15 protein-coding genes and 1 rRNA gene are annotated in these 19,561 nt (G+C 49.0%); 15 read left to right on the top strand and 1 reads right to left on the bottom strand.

The window, feature by feature from the left end; genetic code table 11:
- The 6 genes from rrf to T504_RS0108780 all read left to right on the top strand — a co-directional run.
- Window positions 1-93, top strand: a 5S ribosomal RNA gene (rrf, locus tag T504_RS13915); the annotation flags it as partial.
- A 119-nt stretch (window positions 94-212) separates the two neighbouring features.
- Window positions 213-1,352 (top strand): HD-GYP domain-containing protein, encoded by a 1,140-nt coding sequence (locus T504_RS0108760; RefSeq protein ID WP_033170704.1) that lies wholly within the window; start codon window positions 213-215, stop codon window positions 1,350-1,352.
- Between the two features lie 93 nt (window positions 1,353-1,445).
- Window positions 1,446-2,759: an LCP family protein gene (locus tag T504_RS0108765; RefSeq protein WP_033170705.1), complete on the top strand. Its 1,314-nt coding sequence runs from the start codon at window positions 1,446-1,448 to the stop codon at window positions 2,757-2,759.
- Window positions 2,760-2,829: 70 nt separating this feature from the next.
- A complete protein-coding gene (locus tag T504_RS0108770) occupies window positions 2,830-4,809 on the top strand; it encodes an ABC-F family ATP-binding cassette domain-containing protein (RefSeq protein ID WP_033170706.1) in 1,980 nt (659 codons plus the stop codon).
- Between the two features lie 18 nt (window positions 4,810-4,827).
- On the top strand, window positions 4,828-7,041 hold the full coding sequence (locus tag T504_RS0108775) for an SF1B family DNA helicase RecD2 (protein ID WP_051635298.1): 2,214 nt from the start codon (window positions 4,828-4,830) through the stop codon (window positions 7,039-7,041).
- Between the two features lie 83 nt (window positions 7,042-7,124).
- The gene (locus T504_RS0108780; RefSeq protein WP_033170707.1) at window positions 7,125-7,931 is read left to right on the top strand and encodes a hypothetical protein; all 807 of its coding nucleotides are present in this window, start codon (window positions 7,125-7,127) and stop codon (window positions 7,929-7,931) included.
- 72 nt (window positions 7,932-8,003) lie between these two features.
- Here T504_RS0108780 and T504_RS0108785 read toward each other — a convergent pair whose 3' ends face one another.
- Window positions 8,004-8,198: a hypothetical protein gene (locus tag T504_RS0108785; RefSeq protein ID WP_156033511.1), complete on the bottom strand. Its 195-nt coding sequence runs from the start codon at window positions 8,196-8,198 to the stop codon at window positions 8,004-8,006.
- Between the two features lie 138 nt (window positions 8,199-8,336).
- Between T504_RS0108785 and T504_RS0108790 the strand changes: the two genes are divergently transcribed.
- The 9 genes from T504_RS0108790 to T504_RS0108830 all read left to right on the top strand — a co-directional run bounded on the left by T504_RS0108790 (window position 8,337) and on the right by T504_RS0108830 (window position 19,557).
- Window positions 8,337-9,026, top strand: a complete 690-nt coding sequence (locus T504_RS0108790; RefSeq protein WP_033170709.1) for a response regulator transcription factor — start codon at window positions 8,337-8,339, stop codon at window positions 9,024-9,026.
- Complete coding sequence (locus tag T504_RS14930; protein ID WP_051635299.1) at window positions 9,023-10,648, top strand: sensor histidine kinase; 1,626 nt, start codon at window positions 9,023-9,025, stop codon at window positions 10,646-10,648. Before T504_RS0108790 ends, T504_RS14930 begins: the two co-directional genes overlap by 4 nt.
- A 59-nt stretch (window positions 10,649-10,707) precedes the next feature.
- The gene (locus T504_RS0108800) at window positions 10,708-11,673 is read left to right on the top strand and encodes a type I phosphomannose isomerase catalytic subunit (RefSeq protein WP_033170710.1); all 966 of its coding nucleotides are present in this window, start codon (window positions 10,708-10,710) and stop codon (window positions 11,671-11,673) included.
- Window positions 11,674-11,680: 7 nt separating this feature from the next.
- Entirely contained in the window at window positions 11,681-13,030 is a 1,350-nt protein-coding gene (locus tag T504_RS0108805) for an MATE family efflux transporter (protein WP_033170711.1), read from the top strand.
- 100 nt (window positions 13,031-13,130) lie between these two features.
- Window positions 13,131-14,450, top strand: coding sequence for a Na+/H+ antiporter NhaC family protein (locus T504_RS0108810; protein WP_033170712.1), 1,320 nt, complete (start codon window positions 13,131-13,133; stop codon window positions 14,448-14,450).
- 159 nt (window positions 14,451-14,609) lie between these two features.
- Entirely contained in the window at window positions 14,610-15,569 is a 960-nt protein-coding gene (locus tag T504_RS0108815; protein WP_033170713.1) for an L-lactate dehydrogenase, read from the top strand.
- Window positions 15,570-15,705: 136 nt separating this feature from the next.
- The gene (locus T504_RS0108820; protein ID WP_033170714.1) at window positions 15,706-16,584 is read left to right on the top strand and encodes an aldose 1-epimerase family protein; all 879 of its coding nucleotides are present in this window, start codon (window positions 15,706-15,708) and stop codon (window positions 16,582-16,584) included.
- Between the two features lie 206 nt (window positions 16,585-16,790).
- Window positions 16,791-17,915, top strand: a complete 1,125-nt coding sequence (locus tag T504_RS0108825; RefSeq protein WP_033170715.1) for an ABC transporter ATP-binding protein — start codon at window positions 16,791-16,793, stop codon at window positions 17,913-17,915.
- Window positions 17,908-19,557 (top strand): ABC transporter permease, encoded by a 1,650-nt coding sequence (locus T504_RS0108830; RefSeq protein WP_033170716.1) that lies wholly within the window; start codon window positions 17,908-17,910, stop codon window positions 19,555-19,557. Before T504_RS0108825 ends, T504_RS0108830 begins: the two co-directional genes overlap by 8 nt.
- The last annotated feature ends 4 nt before the right edge of the window (window positions 19,558-19,561 follow it).

The raw sequence follows: 19,561 nt of genomic DNA on the forward strand, positions 1-19,561 counted from the left end.
CCACCTGTTCCCATACCGAACACAGTAGTTAAGCACATATACGCCGAAAGTACTTGTCTGGAGACGGACTGGGAGGATAGGGAGTTGCCAGTTAAGTTAAGCATTCACGTTTGTGAATGCTTTTTTTGTACATTCCTTTTCATTTCCTTCGAAATACGTTATCATAATAATAGTGTAACTATGAATCTTTGGGGAGAAGGGATTGATAGATAATGCTACGCCTTTCGGTGAAAAATCTCAAGCAGGGTATGATAATTGCGCAGAGTATCTATAATCGACGTGGAGCTTGCTATTTGGTAAAGGGGCAGCCGATTACCAATGAATATATCCGACAGCTTGAGAAAATCGGTATTCCAACCGTAGCGGTTACTTCTGCGAATCCAAATTTTCAGTTGATGCCACCGGAGGATATTGTCCAGGAAAAAACACGCATCAATGCAATTGAGAAGGTTTATGATACCTTCCAAAGTGTCGAGAAGCAAGGTCAGCTGGATGTGGATGCTATGCAGGGAATTTCGGAAAATATCATTTTCGATATTATTGACCGCCGTGAGAATCTTGTCCAATTGACCGATATTCGCCTTCATGATACGTATACATTTGCCCACAGTGTTAATGTAGCAATTTTGTCGGCAATGCTGGGAATGCTTTGCCATTATACCAAAAAAGAGTTATTGCTATTGACGCTTGGAGCGCTTTTGCATGATTTAGGAAAAATCGATGTTCCCGTAGCGATCCTGACCAAGACGACGGGGCTTTCCGATGAGGAGTTTTCCGTTATTAAACGTCATCCTTTGGAGGGTGCGAAGCGTATTAAAGACATGGAACTTAGTCTGCCGTCTCCCGCAATTTTAGCGGCCATTGCATCGGAACATCACGAACATATTGATGGCAATGGTTATCCACGGGGAATTCGCGGAGATAAGATCCATCGCTATGCGAAAATCGTCGCGATTGCCGATGTGTATGATGCATTGACCAGTGAACGACCTTATAAGAAGGCGTATACTCCTAATATCGCCTATAATATCATGAAAACGGTCAATCAGGGACAGTTTGACCAGGATTTGCTCAAATTGTTCTTTAATAATGTGTCCCTCTATCCCACGGGAACGGTGCTGAAGACTATCTATGGTTATGGTATTGTCAAGGAGTGCAGCTTTGGCAAAACGCAGACCCCGACAATTGTTCTCTTTGCGGATGAGGAGGCAAATATTCTTAGTGTTCCCCATACGGTTGACTTGTCAAAAGATCCAGCGGGTAATCAGGCGATTCAATTAGTCATAAACGACAATGACCTGCGTCATTTCATACATGAAGTCAATATTGACCCATCGATTTATCTGGTTTGATGAAATCTTTCGAAAAGGCCGTTTCTGTTTGCGGAGAGGGCCTTTTTTTGTTATACTAATGGGGTTAAAATAAAAGCTAAGGAGCGCGATGGGATGCGGCAAAAGCGCAGACAGAAACGCAGTTATAAGCGCGTCAAGATAGTATTGATGCTGCTGCTCGTGATATTGGTTGCTGTCATGGGAGTCGTCTGGGGACAGCATGTAAAAGAACATAATCAGGCTGGTATTGATGCGGCGGTATCCGATGATGAGATTGTCCATGTGATGATTCTGGGTATCGACAGTCGACAGGGCGATACGGGCCGTAGTGATACTATGATGGTTACAGCTGTTGATACGGATAAGGGAAAGGCAGCTTTGATGTCGGTGCCGCGCGATACGCGTGTACCCATTGAGGGACATGGCTACGAAAAAATCAATCATGCTTATGCTTATGGTGGCCAGGAGCTTACACAGAAATCTGTCGAATCATTGCTCGGCGTGAAGATTGACCACTATGTATTGATCAATACCACGGCCTTTGAACGCATCATCGATGCATTAGGCGGTGTGGATATTGATGTGGAAAAGCGCATGCATTATGAGGACCCATGGGACGATAATGGCGGTTTGGTCATTGACCTTTACCCCGGGGAACAGCACATGGATGGCAAGAAGGCAATCCAGTATGTGCGTTACCGCGATGGTGAGGGGGATATCGGCCGCATCGGCCGTCAGCAGAAATTCGTCAAGGCATGTCTGGAAAAGATGATTTCGCCGCAGATGCTGCCGAGACTGCCGAAGCTGATAGAGGAAATCAATTCGGCGGTTACGACGGATATGTCGCTTACAGAATTGCTGCAGTTTGCCAAGCTCATGAAGAGTGTCCATGATAACGGCCTTACGGCACAAATGGTCCCGGGGCAGCCGGCTTATCTTCAGGATGTCAGTTATTGGATTCCGGATATCACAGATCTAAGACAGCTCATCATGGAGGAGTTAGGTCTTGAGTTATCGGATGAAGCGAAGGCCAAGGCTCAGGCAGATGAAGAAGAGTACATGAAGTCGTTGCCGAAGAATATGCAGATCCTGGCGGAGTCTAAGAATTCCTCAGGAAAGATTCAAGAGGAAGCTGTGGCGAAAGAGCAGGATAAAAAGCCGATGAAGCCGTCGCAGATTTCTGTTATGGTTATCAACGACAGCGGCATTAACGGGGCTGGCGCAGAAGTAGCAGGCATCCTGCAGCGTAAAGGGTTTATCATTTCGGGTGTGGAAACGGGGATCACTAGTTCCCGCACGCAGACGACTATTACCACGTCTACGCGTAATACCGATGTATTCTACGGTATGCCATTTAAGTGTGTAATCATGGATGGCGGTAGCTCGAATCAGGCGGTAGTACATATAGGTGTGGATTATCGAAAATAAGCAGAGGTTGACGGAGCTAGGCTCCGTCAACCTATATTAGACGAACAAATATTCTTGAGGTGAAATAATTTTGGGTATATTGAGAGTCAATGGGCTGGCCAAGGCCTTTGGCGTGGAAGAGTTATTCCATGATGTAAACTTCGAGGTGAGACGAGGGGAACGCGTCGGCTTTGTCGGTGCAAATGGTGCTGGCAAAAGTACCTTGATGAAAATTCTCATGGGGCAAGTGGAAGCAGATGGTGGTCAGATTCAGTTTGACAGTGCGGATACCATTGGATATGTAGAGCAGCAGTCTGATTTTGGCGAGGGCACGCTCTACGATGAGTTCCGCCGCGCCTTCGATGATATCATTGAATTGGGCGAGCGCAAGCGCGCTTTGGAAAAGAAGATTGCTGTAGTACATGATGAGGAAACTATGGCTGCGTATAGCAAAGTGGTCGAGCAGTTCGAACGACTCGAAGGCTATGATTATGAGAGCAGAATCCGCCGGATTGCTTTTGGCCTCGGCTTTACCGAAGAGGATTTTGCCAAGGATGTTCAGCATTTTTCTGGTGGACAGAAAACCCGTATCTGCTTGGTCAAAGCTTTGCTGCGGGAACCGGATTTCCTGTTCCTTGATGAGCCGACCAATCACTTGGACATTCATATGATCGAATGGCTGGAAGGCTTTCTCAAGAGCTATAATGGCGGGGTGCTGCTCATCTCGCACGACCGTTATTTCTTGGATAAAGTGGCGACTCGTATCATTGAACTCGAGAATAAAACGGTTACGAGTTATGAAGGCAATTATACGTATTTCATGAAGGTCAAGACGCAGCGCCGCGCAGCTTTGCAGTCCGCTTATGAAAAACAGCAGGAACATATTCGGAAAACTGAGGAATACATCCGAAAATACAAGGCGGGAATCAAATCCAAGCAGGCCCGTGGACGTCAGAGCCAGCTCAACCGTTTGGAACGGATTGTTCTTCCGCCAGAGGACGCTTCCTTTAATTATTTCGCGCTCAACACGCCACCGGAATGTGCGCAACGCGTAGCAGAGCTCGAAGATGTATCGATGTCATTTGGCGCGCGCGAAATCTTCCAGCATATTTCGCTGTTGATTCGCAATGGCGATGGCGTAGCGCTCGTAGGACCAAATGGTGCTGGCAAGACAACGCTCCTGCGTGTACTGGTAGGCGAACTGGAATCGCCTACTGGCCGCGTGAAAATTGGCAGCCGGGTAAAGATTGGTTATTTCTCGCAGCAGCATGAGGGACTTCATATGCAAAATACTGTACTTGATGAAATCATGTATGAGTATGGCATTGGCGAAGAGCAGGCGCGAAAATATCTGGGAGCATTCTTATTTCATGGCGATGAAGTACTTCGCCGTATTGGCGATTTGTCTGGTGGAGAACAGTCCCGGGTGGCTTTTTTGAAACTCATGTTAACGGGGGCGAATTTCTTGGTGCTCGATGAGCCGACAAACCATTTGGATATTCCGGCCCGGGAGGCAGTGGAGGAAGCACTCATGGCGTATCCGGGCACGTTCTTGGCCGTTTCTCATGACCGTTATTTCCTGGACAAGGTGGCAAACTGTACCTTGGAGTTGGAAAATGGTTCCATTACGGAATATATGGGCAATTACAGCTATTACCTGATGAAAAAGGAGTTGGCTGAAGCCGAGGCCGAGGAAGAACACCTGGAAGCGGAAAAAGCGGCGAAAATCCAAGAAGCACGAGAGAAAGAAAAACGTGCCAAGGCAAGGAAGAAAGCTGGCGAGACTGGTTCTTCTGCTAACGAAGACAAGGCTAAAGCAGAGGAGAAGGCTAAGGCAGAATTAGGGCGCATCCAGAGCATGAGCGATGCCAAGCGAACGGAAATGATCCAGCGGGCAGAGGCAGAAATCGCCATGGCTGAGGCAGAACTCAAGGGGCTGGAATATCAGATGAATGATCCAGCAGTTCAGGCCGATCCCGTGAAAAGCCAGGAGATTGCTGAGGCTTATGCGGCCAAAGAAGAGGAAATCGAGCAGCGCTATGCGAAGTGGGAACGTTTGACAGAAGCGTAACGAAAGGAGCAGCAGGCTATGGCAAATTCGGAGTATCAGCAGATATCACTGGGACTACAGGACGAAGAAGAATTGGAAGGTCTTGTGGACAGCATAATTTTTGCCAGTGATGATGGACAATTTGCTGTATTTCGCCTGCGCCCGACGCATCAAAACAGCCGTGTCAACGTGACAGTGGGCTGTGAGCCGCCACTGGTGGGGCAGCAGATACATCTCAAGGGGAGTTGGATTACCCATCCCAGATTTGGCCAACAGTTCAAGGCTCGCAGCATGCGGCTTGAAGCGCCGACCAGTGTAGAGGGAATCGAACGATTCTTGGGGTCGGGCGTGATTGACGGTGTAGGTCCGGCCATGGCCAAACGCATTGTAGCGAAGTTTGGGGCGGATACGCTTGATATCATCGAGAAAAAACCGCATCAGCTGGAATTGGTGGAAGGCATTGGGCATAAGACCGCCGAGAAAATCGTGGCCTCTTATATGGACCAGTCAGAGCTACGGGATATTATGGTTTGGCTGGAAAGCCATGGCGTTTCGGGGTCGTTTGCAGCACGTATCTATAAAAAATACAGTTCCTTTGCGCTGGATATGCTGGAGAGTCATCCCTATCAACTGGCGCAGGAAATCGAAGGCATTGGCTTTGCTACCGCAGATGCTATTGCGGCCAGCTTGGGGATGACAAGGGATAATGAAGATCGGATCGCTGCTGGCATTGATTATGCCTTGCAGCAAATCTCGCTGAATGGACATTGTTGTATTCCCGAGGGGCCATTGGTGGAGAAGGCAGCAAAGCTTTTGCAGGTGGAACGGGAAAGTGTCCGGATGGTGATGAAAAAACAGCTGGATATGCAGCGGCTTTCGGTGGAATACGTGGGGGCAGATGCCTTGATTTATCCGCCGTATCTCTATCGGGCAGAAAAGAAAGTGGCCAGAAAACTTTTATATTTGCAGAAATATGCCAATCCGCTTTCGGTAGCGGATCCGGATAAGCTCGTGACTGAATGGGAGACGATGACAGGACTCGATTTGGCGAATGAGCAGCGGGAAGCGATGGCAGCGGTACTCACCCATGGCATTTTCGTGCTGACTGGTGGTCCAGGTACCGGTAAGACTACCGTAGTTCGTGGCATGCTGGATATGCTGGAATTAGCAGGACTGGAAATCCTGTTGGGAGCTCCGACGGGAAGAGCGGCAAAGCGCTTGGCGGAGGCAACGGGACGTAAGACCATGACCATCCATCGCATGCTTGAAGCGCAAGGTGGACGCCAGGAAGATGGTGGATCCCTGTTTGCTAAGGATTCCGATGAGCAGCTAGAAGCCGATGCCATCATTCTCGATGAGGTCTCGATGATGGATATTGTGCTCATGCAGCATTTCTTAGAGGCTGTTCCGGATGGCTGCCATGTCATTTTGGTAGGAGATGTGGATCAGCTGCCGGCAGTTGGTCCTGGATCGGTACTAAAAGATATCCTGCGCTCGGGAACGATTCCCAGCGTGCGCTTGACGGAAGTATTCCGTCAAAACGAGGAAAGCACGATTGTGCTCAACGCGCATGCCATAAATGCGGGACGACTGCCCGAGTGCCGTCAGACCGGGGACTTTCAGTTTATTGAGTGCCAGGACGCACAGCAGACGGCAGAAGTAATCGTCCGTCTTTGTCAGGAAACGTTGCCGGATATGGGATATAATCCTTTGACGGATGCACAGGTATTGTCGCCGATGCATCGTCAGGAATGCGGAGTAGCGAACCTCAACAAGATGCTTCAAGAAGTGTTGAACCCCAAAAGTCCCCATAAGGCAGAATTTGTCAACAGTGTGCAGACTTTCCGGTATGGGGACAAGGTCATGCAGACGAAAAACAATTATACGAAGCAGGTATTCAATGGGGATATTGGTTTTATCACAGCAGTGGAGCCGAGCCATATCACTGTGAAATTCAGTGAAGAAATCAGCGCGGACTACGAAAAAAGTGAGCTTGGGGAATTGATGCTGGCCTATGCCATGAGTGTTCATAAGAGCCAGGGCAGTGAATATCCGGTTATCATCCTGCCGCTGACACCAGGGCATCACATCATGCTGCAGCGCAATTTACTCTACACGGCGGTGACCAGGGCCAAACGTCTCGTTATTTTGGTGGGAAGTAAGGCTGCTTTGTCGGTAGCCGTGGAAAATGACCGCACGCGCAAACGATACACATTACTGGCTGAACGATTGAGCCAAAAGCTGGAAAGTTGATTATTTTAAGCCATAGGTCCCATTTACCCAAAACTTTGTCAATGATAGAATAATAAGAGTGGTTCAATTCTAAGGGGGATACTATGTCGGTATTAACAATTATGTTGTTTTTGGCTTGTCCATTACTGGTTTTTGCAGTCGGAGGCATTTTCTTGCGCCGCCGCCGTTATCCGTTAGCTGCTCTGGCAGTTCTGCTCGGTGTGTCAGCTGCTGTTATCGGTGGTATCAACGGATTTCATGAGATGAAGGCACAAGTCGTTCACGAGTACAGCCAGGAATTGGATGGAGAATACAAGCAAGCTTTAGCAAAGAAATACCAGCAGGCGGTAAATATTTTGCAGGGGCTGTCGTTTACGAAACCGGACCCGGAACAGATTGATAAAGCGCTGGAACTGTTGCATGATTTTGATAGTGCACAAATTGCCGAAAAAATGGCCGATGACTGCCCGAATGCCGATGTGCTTATCACCTATGCCAAGGCGATGAAGCAGGTCAGCACCTATGGTGGTCATATGACGAATATAAACGTCAATGAGAACGCAGAGCTGCAGAAGCTCGTAGCTTCATTCCCCGACAATTACAATGGGGTTTTGCAGGATAAAATCATTCCGTTCAAGCGGCTGATTCTCGGCATGGAAAAGGAAGCCAAGAAACAGGCCAAGCTCGATGCGGAAAACGCAGCGTCTCACCAGCAGTCCATGAAGGAAGGGCAGTATGGAAACATTCGCCCTGGGGACCCGGAGGAAAAGATTCCGGCAGCGATGGGACAGCCAGACCATGTGAATTCCAGCAAGACCAGCGATGGGGAAATCAAGCAGTATGTGTTTAATCACAATGGCAAGAATTTTTATGTCTATACGAAAAATGGCGTTGTAACTGAAGTACGCTGAGAATCGGAAAATTATGAAGATAGTTTTGTGAAAAAAAGAGCCGTTGACTTTTAGTCAACGGCTCTTTTTCGGTTATTTGTCGTTGCGGAAGCATCCGTGGCCGTAGCGGCCATGATTTTTCCCGTCTGCATCGTTGCAGTAGTTGTGCTGGCGGCAGTAGCCAGGGCCATAGTCGGTTCCCTCTTTGCTGCTGGAAGCGGCAAAAGCCGGGACTGCTGTTAGGACCATAAGGCCGGTGAGAAGCGCTGCCAATTTCTTTTTCATCATGAATTCCTCCTGAACTATAAATTTCTTATCGTTTCTGACCTTAGTATAACAAGCAGTTGTGACAAAACTGTTACAGAAATATTTATTTTTTATTTTCAGAGAAAGATTTTATAATGGTCAAGGTGAGGAGGCGATGCTATGCGGCTTTTGATTGCAGACGATAACGATGCAATTCGCGATATATTGGATAATTTTGCGCGGGCGTCCGGTTATGAAACCGTTCTGGCGGTGGACGGACAGGATGTTCTCGCTAAATGGGAAGCAGGGGGAATTGATCTTATCCTGCTCGATGTGATGATGCCGAAGATTGATGGGTTTGAAATTTGCCGAAGAATCCGGCAGCAGTGCGAGGTGCCGATTATCATGATTACGGCACGTGGCGAGGATTATGACCGGATTATGGGACTGGAAATCGGCGCCGATGATTATGTGGTGAAACCTTTTTCGGCGCCGGAAGTCATGGCGCGAGTCAAAGCAGTTCTTCGGCGGCTGCAGATAAATCAGCAGGAAACGTCATCAATTCGTGGCCGCAAACTTGGAAATATGGTACTGAATGAGTCTCAAGGTGCGGTCGAGGTGGCGGGCAAGGGTGTCCGGCTGACACATAAGGAGTTTGATATCCTGAGGCTGCTGGCAGAATATCCTGGACAGTTATTTTCCCGGGATAAGTTGCTTGATTCCGTTTGGGGCTTTGATTACACGGGAGATATTCGTACGGTTGATACCCATATACGGCGCTTGCGGGCGAAGCTTGAGCAGGCAGGTCTTAAGGACTGTTCAATCGGTACGGTTTGGGGACGGGGATATCGTTTGGAGGTTCAGGCATGAGGAAAAAACGTCTGACCAAGCGATTGATTCTTTATTTTTCCGTGACGCTGATTCTGTTCGCACTCATAATGGGCGGCGTGTTTTCGTGGCTGTTTACCCATTATAATCAACATGTTCATGAAGAAGAAACCATGCAACGGGCTATGACGCTGGCGGCGGCTATTCCTGCCATGAAAGACAGCAGGCAGTTCTTGGAGGCAGCAGAAGCTGAATCCGCTGCTGACAGCGATGAAGGTATGCGGCCGATGATGCGCCATGGGCATCATGGCAGAATGGTGCACCAAGAGGCACGGGAAAATGGTGCGGTAAAGCGGGAGATGGACTGGTGCCGTCAGCAGTACAGCGTTCATGATTCTGCCGGCAGGGAATCGTCCCAGCAGGCTGGAGAATTTTTGCTGCAGTTGGATTCTTTAGCTCAGGGTAAAGTTTGGTTGGTAGCAGAGAAGAGTCATACCATTTTGGCGTATGGAGAAAATACTGGTGAGGAACGCGGACAACTGCCGTCACCCGTCAATGATGTGTTGCAACAGGTGCTCGCAGGGCAAACGGCGGTGAGTCATGATTTTGGTGCCTTGCTGGACGTGCCAGCGGTCACGGTGGGAGCACCAATCAAAGATGAGAATGACCGGGTGATTGGTGCGGTGTTAATTCATCGTCCGCTGGAAGATTTGCAAAATACAATAAACGGTGGTCTTCGGCTGTTGGCTCTTTCGGTAATGCTGGCATTGATTTTGGCGGGAATTTTGGCAGTACTGCTGGCTCGTCGGTTTATTCGCCCGCTTTATCGCATGCAGCATGTGTCTCAGGCGTTTGCGCAGGGGAATTACGACGAGCGGACAGGAATCTGCCAACAGGACGAGATTGGAATGCTCGCGGCGGATATCGATGTGCTGGGGGGAAAACTAGCGCAGGCAGAGCAGGAGCGGGCAGAGCTTTCCCGTCAGCGGCAGGAGTTTTTGGCCGCTGTTTCGCACGAGTTGCGGACGCCCTTGACGGTTCTTCGCGGGACCGTTGAGCTTTTGTTTTCCGGATTGGTAACCGAAAAGGCCGAGCGGAAGAAGTATCTGAACCAGGTAATGAATAATCTGTCGGCATTAGAACGGCTGGTGGGAGATTTGCTGGAACTCACACGGCTGCGGAATACAGGGTTCTCGGTGGGCAAAGAACCGTTAAATCTTTGCGATGCCTTTGAAGATGCTGTGGAACAAATGCGGACGGCGGCGGCGCAGAAAAATCTGCAGTTGCGCGTGGATTTTGATGGGCCGCTGCCTATTCAGGGAGATTATGGGCGGCTTCGCCAGCTCATGCTGATTCTTTTGGATAATGCCGTGAAGTTTTCCGATGATGGTGGTGCTATCCTTATTCAAGGGCGGCACCATGGGGAAAAATGGCAGGTCGTAGTGGAAGATCATGGCTGTGGGATTTCCCCTGCGGAATTGCCGCATATCTTTGACCGGTTCCGGACGAATCGAAACCGCAATGAACAGGGGACTGGCTTAGGGCTTGCCATTGCCCGGGAAATTGCTGGCCGACATGAAATGGAAATAACCTGTGAAAGCGAGGTTGCACAGGGCACGCGCTTTATCCTCTCAGGGATTTTTCCGCTGGTAAAGCCTGAATAATGGCGTTATAATTATTTATACTTATGGGAATGTGTAAGAAGATAAGGAGGGCTTCTTTGATGTTATATCCGATGAAGTTGGAAGCACCATTAAAAGATTATCTTTGGGGCGGTACGCGGCTCAAAGAGGAGTACGGAAAAGAAACAAAGCTTGAAAAGGTGGCCGAGAGTTGGGAGCTTTCCTGTCATAAAGATGGTGAAAGCATTATAAAAAATGGCGAGGCGGCAGGCCAGACGCTTTCTGTTTGGCTGAAAAAGGCGGGCAGCAGTGTCCTGGGCAGTAAAGCCGAAAAATTCCCGTATTTCCCGTTGCTCATCAAGCTTATCGATGCCAAGGGAAGCCTTTCGGTACAGGTTCATCCGGACAATGAATATGCCATGCGGGTAGAGGGCGAATACGGCAAGACTGAGATGTGGTATATCGTGGATTGTGAACCAGGCGCAAGTCTGCTTTACGGTTTTAATCGCGAGATTACCAAAGAAGAGTTCAAGCGGCGCATTGAGGATAATACCTTGCTTGAGGTATGCAACCGCGTTCCGGTTCATAAGGGGGATGTGTTCTTTATTGATTCGGGCACGTTGCATGCGATTGGCGAGGGAATTTTAATTTGTGAGATTCAGCAGAGTTCCAATTCGACGTATCGGATTTATGACTACGGCCGCGTGGGCAGCGATGGGAAACCGCGAGAACTTCACGTGGACAAAGCCCTTGATGTGACGAAACTAGAAGTACCGACGCGGGGGACAAAGCCGCTAGCTCATATTGATATCATCCCGGGTGCCAAGATGGACCTGCTAGCTGAGTGTGAGTATTTTACGGTTTATCATGGAGATTTGATGGATTTGTGCAGTTTAACCGTGGGACGCGATTCGTTTCAGTGTGTTACGGTCCTGCAGGGAAACATGCGGGTAGTAAAGGCTGGACACGAATTAGAGCTTGCTAAGGGAGAAACGGTATTTTTGCCGGCTGGTCTCGGTGATTATTCCCTGGTGGGCCAAGCAGAATTTATTTTGAGTAAGTTGTAATAGGAAAATGAGAGAAAAACATACAATTGACATGCTTCATGGGCCGTTGGTAAAACCTATGGTCCTTTTTGCCCTGCCACTGGCATTGACGGGGATTTTGCAGCAGTTATTCAATACTGCCGATGTGTTGGTGTTGGGGCAGTTTGTGGGTACTACTGCCTTAGCTGCCGTGGGCAATAACTCCCCCATTATTGGCCTCTTGGTCAATCTCTTCATGGGAGTGTCTTTGGGGGCAAATGTGGTTATTGCCCGGTTTATTGGCGCCCATAATTTAAAAGAAACGACACAGGCGGTGCATACGTCATTTTTGCTGGCTTTGATTTTAGGTGTGGCAATGGCTGTGTTGGGCGAGCTGATGGCCGCTCCTATGCTGCAGGCATTGGGAGTGCCATCAGAAGTTATGGCGCCGGCGGAATTATACCTTCGCGTATATCTCCTGGGGTTGCCTGCTATGGGACTTTATAACTTTGAGTCGGCAATTTTTCGGAGCCGTGGGGATACGCAAACGCCTCTCAAAGCGTTAGCGGTCGCCAGCGTCTTGAATATCGTGTTGAATCTGGCGGCAGTAGCTGTGCTGGATTGGGGGATTGCAGGCGTGGCTGCGGCTACGGCGATTTCCAGTTATGTAAGTGCCTGGATGCTTTACGATAATCTCTGCCATGCTCATGGAATCATCCGCATCGAACCCGGTGCTATCCGGATGATATCTTCTTATGCCAAAGAAATCCTGCGGATTGGCGTTCCGGCGGGAGTTCAGGGAATGGTGTTTTCCCTTTCAAATCTCGTCATCCAGGCGGCAATCAACAGTTTGGGCGCTGAAGTTATGGCGGCCTCAGCATCGGCCTTTATCATTGAAATCAATATTTATGTATTCCTCATCGCCTTTGGTCAGACTGTTACGACTTTTGTAAGCCAGAATTACGGTGCGGGTAATTTACCCCGCTGCCAGAAGGTTACTAGGGTAGGCATGCAGGTAGCTATGGTTGTCATCGTATTCTTGTCGGGGATTGCCTGCCTGTTTTCGGATGCGCTTTTATCGTTGTTCAATGAAGCAGCGGCGGTTATCGAGATTGGCCGCATCCGCGTATGGTATATTGTTGGCTTTTATTTTGTCTGCGTATTTATTGAGGGGCTTTCAGGAGCTATGCGTGGCTATGGCTATTCCCTGCCGCCAGCGCTGTTGATGCTCGCTACAGTTTGCGGCGTACGCATCGTATGGATTTATACGGTCTTTGTGGAAAATCACGATTTTAAGACCATTATGTTGTGCTATCCCATCAGCTGGACAATTACAGCGGTGATGCTGGTAGGTATCTATCGGTTCTATCGGAAACATATCAAGGTGATTCATTTATGAGAGGGTAAGGGGATTTTTTCCCGCACAGTCTTGCCTGAGTGAATCTTCCTGCGTATAATATTGAACGGTATAGTATAACGAGGTAAAGGAAGATGTAACTATGGAACAGAATACAAGCCAACCCAAAGCACGCGGGATTGCGCTGCTGCCAATTCTCGTTTTTCTGGTGCTTTATTTGGGTGCGGGTATTTGGTATGAGTATATTGCCCCCATTGAGGGGAAAATGGGCTTCTACGTGATGTCAGTTGTCGTGGCCTTTGGCGTGGCACTTATTGTGGCATTCCTGCAGAACCGGAAAAGACAATTTATTGGCAATATCCAGCTCTGCGCGAAGAGCATTGGAGATGTCAACATTACGATTATGCTCTTTATCTTTTTGATGGCTGGAGCATTTAGTGGCATCGCCAAAGCGGCCGGTGGGGTGGAGAGCACGGCGCATCTGCTGCTCAATCTGGTGCCGGCGGCATTTGCCGTTCCCGGGCTTTTTATCATTGCGTGTCTGATTTCCATGTCGATGGGAACCAGCGTAGGAACGATTACGGTTCTGGTTCCGATTGCTGCTTCGGTGGCCGAGAATGCTGGGTTCAGTTTGCCGCTTATCGTTGGCACGGTGGTGGGCGGAGCCATGTTTGGCGATAACCTTTCGTTTATCTCCGATACCACCATTGCGGCTACGCGTACGCAGGGAACTCGCATGCAGGATAAATTTTTTGCGAACCTGAAGGTGGCACTGCCGGCAGCAATGGTCACCTTGGTGGTACTCATGGTGGGGGCCTTCCATAGCAATGTTGCTGAGCTTGGAGCCTTTGATTATTCGCTGCTTTTGGCAATGCCGTACTTCGTCGTCTTGGTGCTGGCTATTACCGGAATGAATGTCTTCACCGTATTGGGAACGGGAATATGCCTGTTCTTGGTGCTGGGGATTGCCACGGGGGTTACGAATTTCTCGGAAGCGTTTTCGGCTATGGGCGTTGGTACCAATGGCATGTTTGAGACCATGATCGTCACGATTCTGGCGGCATCAATCAGCGCCATCATGCGTGATGGCGGCGGCTTTGAGGCGATTCTGTCCTTTATTCGCAGGAATTTTAAGGGCATCCGCGGTGGGCGGTTAGGAATTGGTCTCCTGACGGTGCTTATGGATATCGCTACGGCCAACAATACCGTAGCCATCGTAGTAGCTGGTCCGATTGCTAAGACCATCAGCGAAGAATATGGCATCGATCCGAAGGACAGCGCTTCGATTCTTGATACGTTTTCCTGCATTGCCCAGGGAATCATTCCTTATGGGGCGCAGCTCTTGATTGCTTCGGCGTTGGCAGGCATCACCAGTCTCAGTATTATCCCGTATCTCTTTTATCCGTTCTTCCTGGCTGCATCGGTCAGTCTTTGGATTCTGTTGTCAGCGCGGAAGGTATGAGGCGCATTTCCAAGGAGCTATGAAAACAAGTGGTTAATAAACCGTTGGTTTTCATGGCTCCTTTTTTGTCCATACGCAAAAGAATTTTCACAGATGCGGGTAAAATGTTTCTTTACAGAGGAATGTGTGTTACAATGTTTCTAAAGGAGATGTGTAAAGATGTTAAAAACGCACAAATTAGCAATTATTGGTCTGGGGCATGTTGGTTCGGCGGTACTAGCGAGGGCGATTGCCTGTCAGCTGGCTGCTGAGATTGTCTGCATCGATATCAATCCGAAGGTAGCACATGGTGAAGCAGTGGATGCAACGCATTCGATTGCTTGTGCCTTGACGCCGAACGTTCATGTATATTCTGGTGGTTTTGAGGAAGTAAAAGACGCCGATGTCATCATTTGTGCGGCTGGTCCAAGTATTCTGCCTGGCGGTGTTATGGACCGCCTGACGCTGGCCAAGGAGAACATCGCCGTTATCCGCAGCATCATGACAGAAGTTACGAAGTATACGCGCGAGGCGATTTTCATCATGATTACCAATCCACTCGATGTTACCACGCATGTGGCAGCTACGGAGTTTGGTTATCCCAAAGGAAAAATTTTCGGCACGGGCACGACGCTGGAGACTTTGCGTTTCAAGAGCATTTTGGGAGCACATTATCATGTGGACCCGGCGGATGTGCAGGGTTATATGCTCGGTGAGCATGGCAACTCGGCTTTCCCGGCTTGGAGTACCGTCAGCATCGGCGGCGTAGCGTTGGATAAACTCGACGAATTCTTCGACCATGAAGAGAGCTTTGACCGCGAGAAAGTCGGCGGTGAAGTTGTCAATACGGCGTACGATGTGCTGAATTCCAAGGGGTGGACCAATACGGGCATCGCCATGGGCGCCTGCCGTCTGGCCAAGGCCGTGCTCTATGATGAGCATGCGGTACTGCCGGTATCGATGCCGTTTTCCGGGGAATATGGCATTGCGGATGTATCGCTGTCGCTGCCAAGTGTCATTGGCAAGGAGGGCGTACTCAAACGCGTGCCGCTGCCACTGCCTGCCGAGGAAGAAGAAGCGCTCCGCAAGAGTGCCGAAAGTGTAAAAGCTGTCCTTCGTGGTAATGGCGTTATCGCTTGATGTTTCGTGAGCAAGATTTGGCGGGATAATTTGTCCCGTCAAATTTTTTTGGAAAAACGCAGGCAAAAATTGGAAACCTGCTACGGTTTTTTCATGGTAGAATAGATATAGCATAAAATGAAGGGAGTATTTTCGGATGCTTTATACACTGGAAAACAAAAAGCTCTGCGTGTTGGTACGCAGTCAGGGCGCAGAGCTGCGTTCTATCAAGGAACGCGAAGATGAGACGGAATATCTTTGGGATGGCAACCCGGAGTGGTGGAAATACAGCTCGCCGGTACTTTTTCCGATTGTCGGGAAACTGCTGGATGGCAAATATACGGTAGACGGTAAGGAATATAAACTGCCGGGACATGGGCTCGGGCGTATTTCGGAATTCGAGCTGATATCCCGAGAGGAGACACGCATCGAGTTCGCTTTGAAATGGACGAAAGAGACGCTAGCGGTCTATCCGTGGAAGTTTCAGCTAAACATTGCCTATGAGTTGGATGACAACCAGATTAAAGTCATTTGGAAGATACAGAATCTCGACGACAAGCATATGGTCTATTCCATTGGCTCTCATGGTGCATTCCGTTGTCCTATCGTGGCAGGGGAGCGCTTTGAAGATTGCTATCTCGAATTTAATGCCAGTGAGGATATGAAAAATCTGCCCATCGATAAAAAAGGACAGATACAGCATGAATATGGCGATCAGGCAGTCACGGGAACGAAACTGCCCCTTAATTATGAGATGTTCCAAAATGATGCCTTGGTCTACGATGCGCAGAAATCCGATACGGTCAGCATCTGCTCGACGAAGAGTGAGAAAAAGGTGACGGTTCAGGCCAAGGGATTCCCTTATTGGGGGTATTGGACGCCGGATCGGGGCGGTGCGCCATTCCTCTGCATTGAACCATGGCATGGTCATGCAGACTACGTGGACTTCCAGGGGGATTTCAAGGATCGGGAAGGCAGCGAGACGCTGGCTCCGGGCGAGCAGAACCAAATCAGCTACACGATAACGATTGGTTGATGGGGCAGCGATTCGCTCCCCTTTTCATTTTGACGATACAAACGCCGGCAGGTACGACCTGTCGGCGTTTTGTTTTTGCGGAAATTCGGTTCATTTTTTCGGATAATTATCCATTATTTTGGATTGTTAGCTATTTGTTTATTGGATAATATATAAATATGATAAAGAACAATAAGATACACGATGGATGAAACGGAGGATCCCCTATGAGTGTAGCGATAAATGTGGACAATGTGGTCAAGAAGTACGGCGATTTGACGATTATTCCCGGACTTACGGAGCACATCAAAAATGGAGAGTTCTTCACGCTTCTCGGGCCGTCGGGCTGTGGCAAGACGACGCTTCTTCGCATGATTGCAGGCTTCAACAGCATCGAGGGAGGTAAAATCAAGTTTAATGAACAGGTCATCAATGACATTCCTGCGCATAAGCGCAATATCGGTATGGTGTTCCAAAGCTATGCGATATTCCCGCATCTTACCGTACGGGAAAACGTCGAGTATGGTTTAAAACTTCGCAAGATGCCGAAGGATGAGATGAAGCAAAAGGTGGATAAGATTCTCGATGTGGTTCAAATTACCGAGTACCAGGATCGTCTGCCGGAGCGGTTGTCGGGCGGCCAGCAACAGCGTGTAGCACTGGCGCGTGCCATCGTCATTCATCCCAGTGTATTGTTGATGGATGAGCCTCTTTCCAATCTCGATGCCAAGCTGCGTGTGGAAATGCGGTCGGCAATTCGGGAGGTACAGAAGCAGGTGGGAATTACTACGGTCTATGTCACCCATGACCAGGAAGAAGCCCTTTCGATTTCGGATCGCATCGCGGTCATGAAGAAAGGTGTCATCCAGCAGACGGCTTCGCCCCATACGATTTACACCCGGCCGTATAACGTATTTGTCTCCACCTTTATCGGCCATTCCAATCTATTCAAGGGGCATATCGAGGCAGCCGCTGGCGAGAAGCTGGTGGTATTTGCCGATGGCTATCGGATGAAGATGACTACATTGAGCGAAGAAGCCGCCGATGGGCAGGAGGTGGTTATTTCGGTTCGGCCGGAAGAATTTTCTATTTGTACGGAGGGCGAAGGTGTCCGCTGTCAGGTAGCGACGAAAGTCTTTTTGGGCAAATATGTCAATTATAGTTTGGATTTCCCGGAAGAGATGCTGGTTCCTAATCAACCATCCATCGAATACAGCCAGGATCTTGGCCATGCCGAAAAACTTCTGGAAGTAGGTGATACGGTTTATCTGAAACCGAATGCCATGAAAATCAATATATTCGTAGCCGATGGCAGCCGCAGCTTGATGGAAGGTGTGGTGGAAAATGAATAAGCGATTTCAATGGGATTTTTGGGCATGGATTACCCTGCTCTCTATCGTGGTTTTTGGCCTGTTTTTGATTTATCCGTTATTTTCCTTGTTTGTCAGTGCGTTTCAGGATGCCGCAACGGGAAACTGGTCGATGCAGAATTTCGTGCACTTCTTTGAGCGCAAGTATTATTACCAGTCCATGATAAACAGTTTCACCGTAACGACTAGTGTTACGATACTGGCCGTGATAATCGGAACGGCATTAGCGTATTTTATGACGCTTTATCGTGTGCGCTGCAAAAGTGTCGTGGAAATCTGTATCATCATTTCATTGCTGTCCCCACCGTTTATCGGTGCGTATTCGTGGATTTTGATTGGCGGGCGCAGTGGTATCCTGACGCGTTGGCTGGCTGAGTATGGCATTGATTTTCCGTCGATTTACGGTTTTGCGGGCATTTTGCTGGTGCTGACCTTAAAGCTTTATCCGTTTATCTATCTCTACGTGGCAGGGGCTATGAAGAATATCGATTCTGCTCTTATCGAGGCTGCTGAGAGCCTTGGCTGCAGTGGCATCCGTAAGGTGGTAACGATTATCCTGCCGCTGATTACGCCGACGATTCTTGCGGGAGCCTTGATGGTATTCATGAATGCTATGGCTGATTTCGGTACGCCGATGCTCATTGGCGAAGGCTTCAACGTCATGCCAGTCATGATTTATTCCGAGTTCATCAATGAGGTCGGGGACCAGGCTAATTTTGCCGCTGCCATGGCGGCAATCATGGTACTTATCACCTCGACGATTTTCATGCTGCAGAAATACGTGGTAAATCGTAAATCGTTTACGATGAGTTCGCTGCGTCCCATGCAGACCGGAGAGCTTCATGGAGGGAAAAATGTGATAATGCATGCCTGCATTTATCTGCTGGTGGCTCTTTCGATGATTCCGCAGATGGTGGTCATCTACACTTCGTTCCTCAAGACAAACGGCTCGATTTTTGTGGATGGGTATTCGCTGGACAGTTACATCCGAATTTTCAATGAACTGGGCACGGCGATTTCCAATACGTATATTTTCAGTACGGCAGCTATGGCAGCGATTGTTTTTCTTGGCATGACGGTGGCCTATCTCACCACGCGCCGCAAGAGCTGGCTAACAGATATCATCGATACGCTTACGATGTTCCCCTACATCATCCCCGGGTCTGTCCTCGGTATCACCCTGCTCTTGGCTTTTAACGAAGAACCTATGCTGTTTTCGGGTACGGCGCTTATTATCATCATTTCGTTGGTCATTCGCCGCCTGCCCTATACGCTGCGCTCGAGTTCAGCCATTTTGTATCAGCTGAGTCCGAGCCTGGAAGAGGCGTCTATCAGCCTGGGGGCATCACCCGTAAAGACATTTTTTAAAGTCACGGCAGTCATGATGCTTCCCGGTGTTATGAGTGGTGCTATCATTTCTTGGATTACCGCCATCAACGAACTGAGTTCTTCGGTTATCTTGTTTACCGGCGCTACCAAGACGATGTCTGTTGCCATCTACACGGAAGTTATCCGTGCCAGCTACGGCACCGCAGCGGCACTGTCGACCATCCTGACGTTAACGACCATCACGGCCATGGTGATCTTCTTTAAGGTATCCGGCCGCCGGGATGTTACGTTATAAATCC

Source organism: Selenomonas sp. ND2010, from assembly GCF_000702005.1.
Lineage (GTDB): Bacteria > Bacillota > Negativicutes > Selenomonadales > Selenomonadaceae > Selenomonas_A.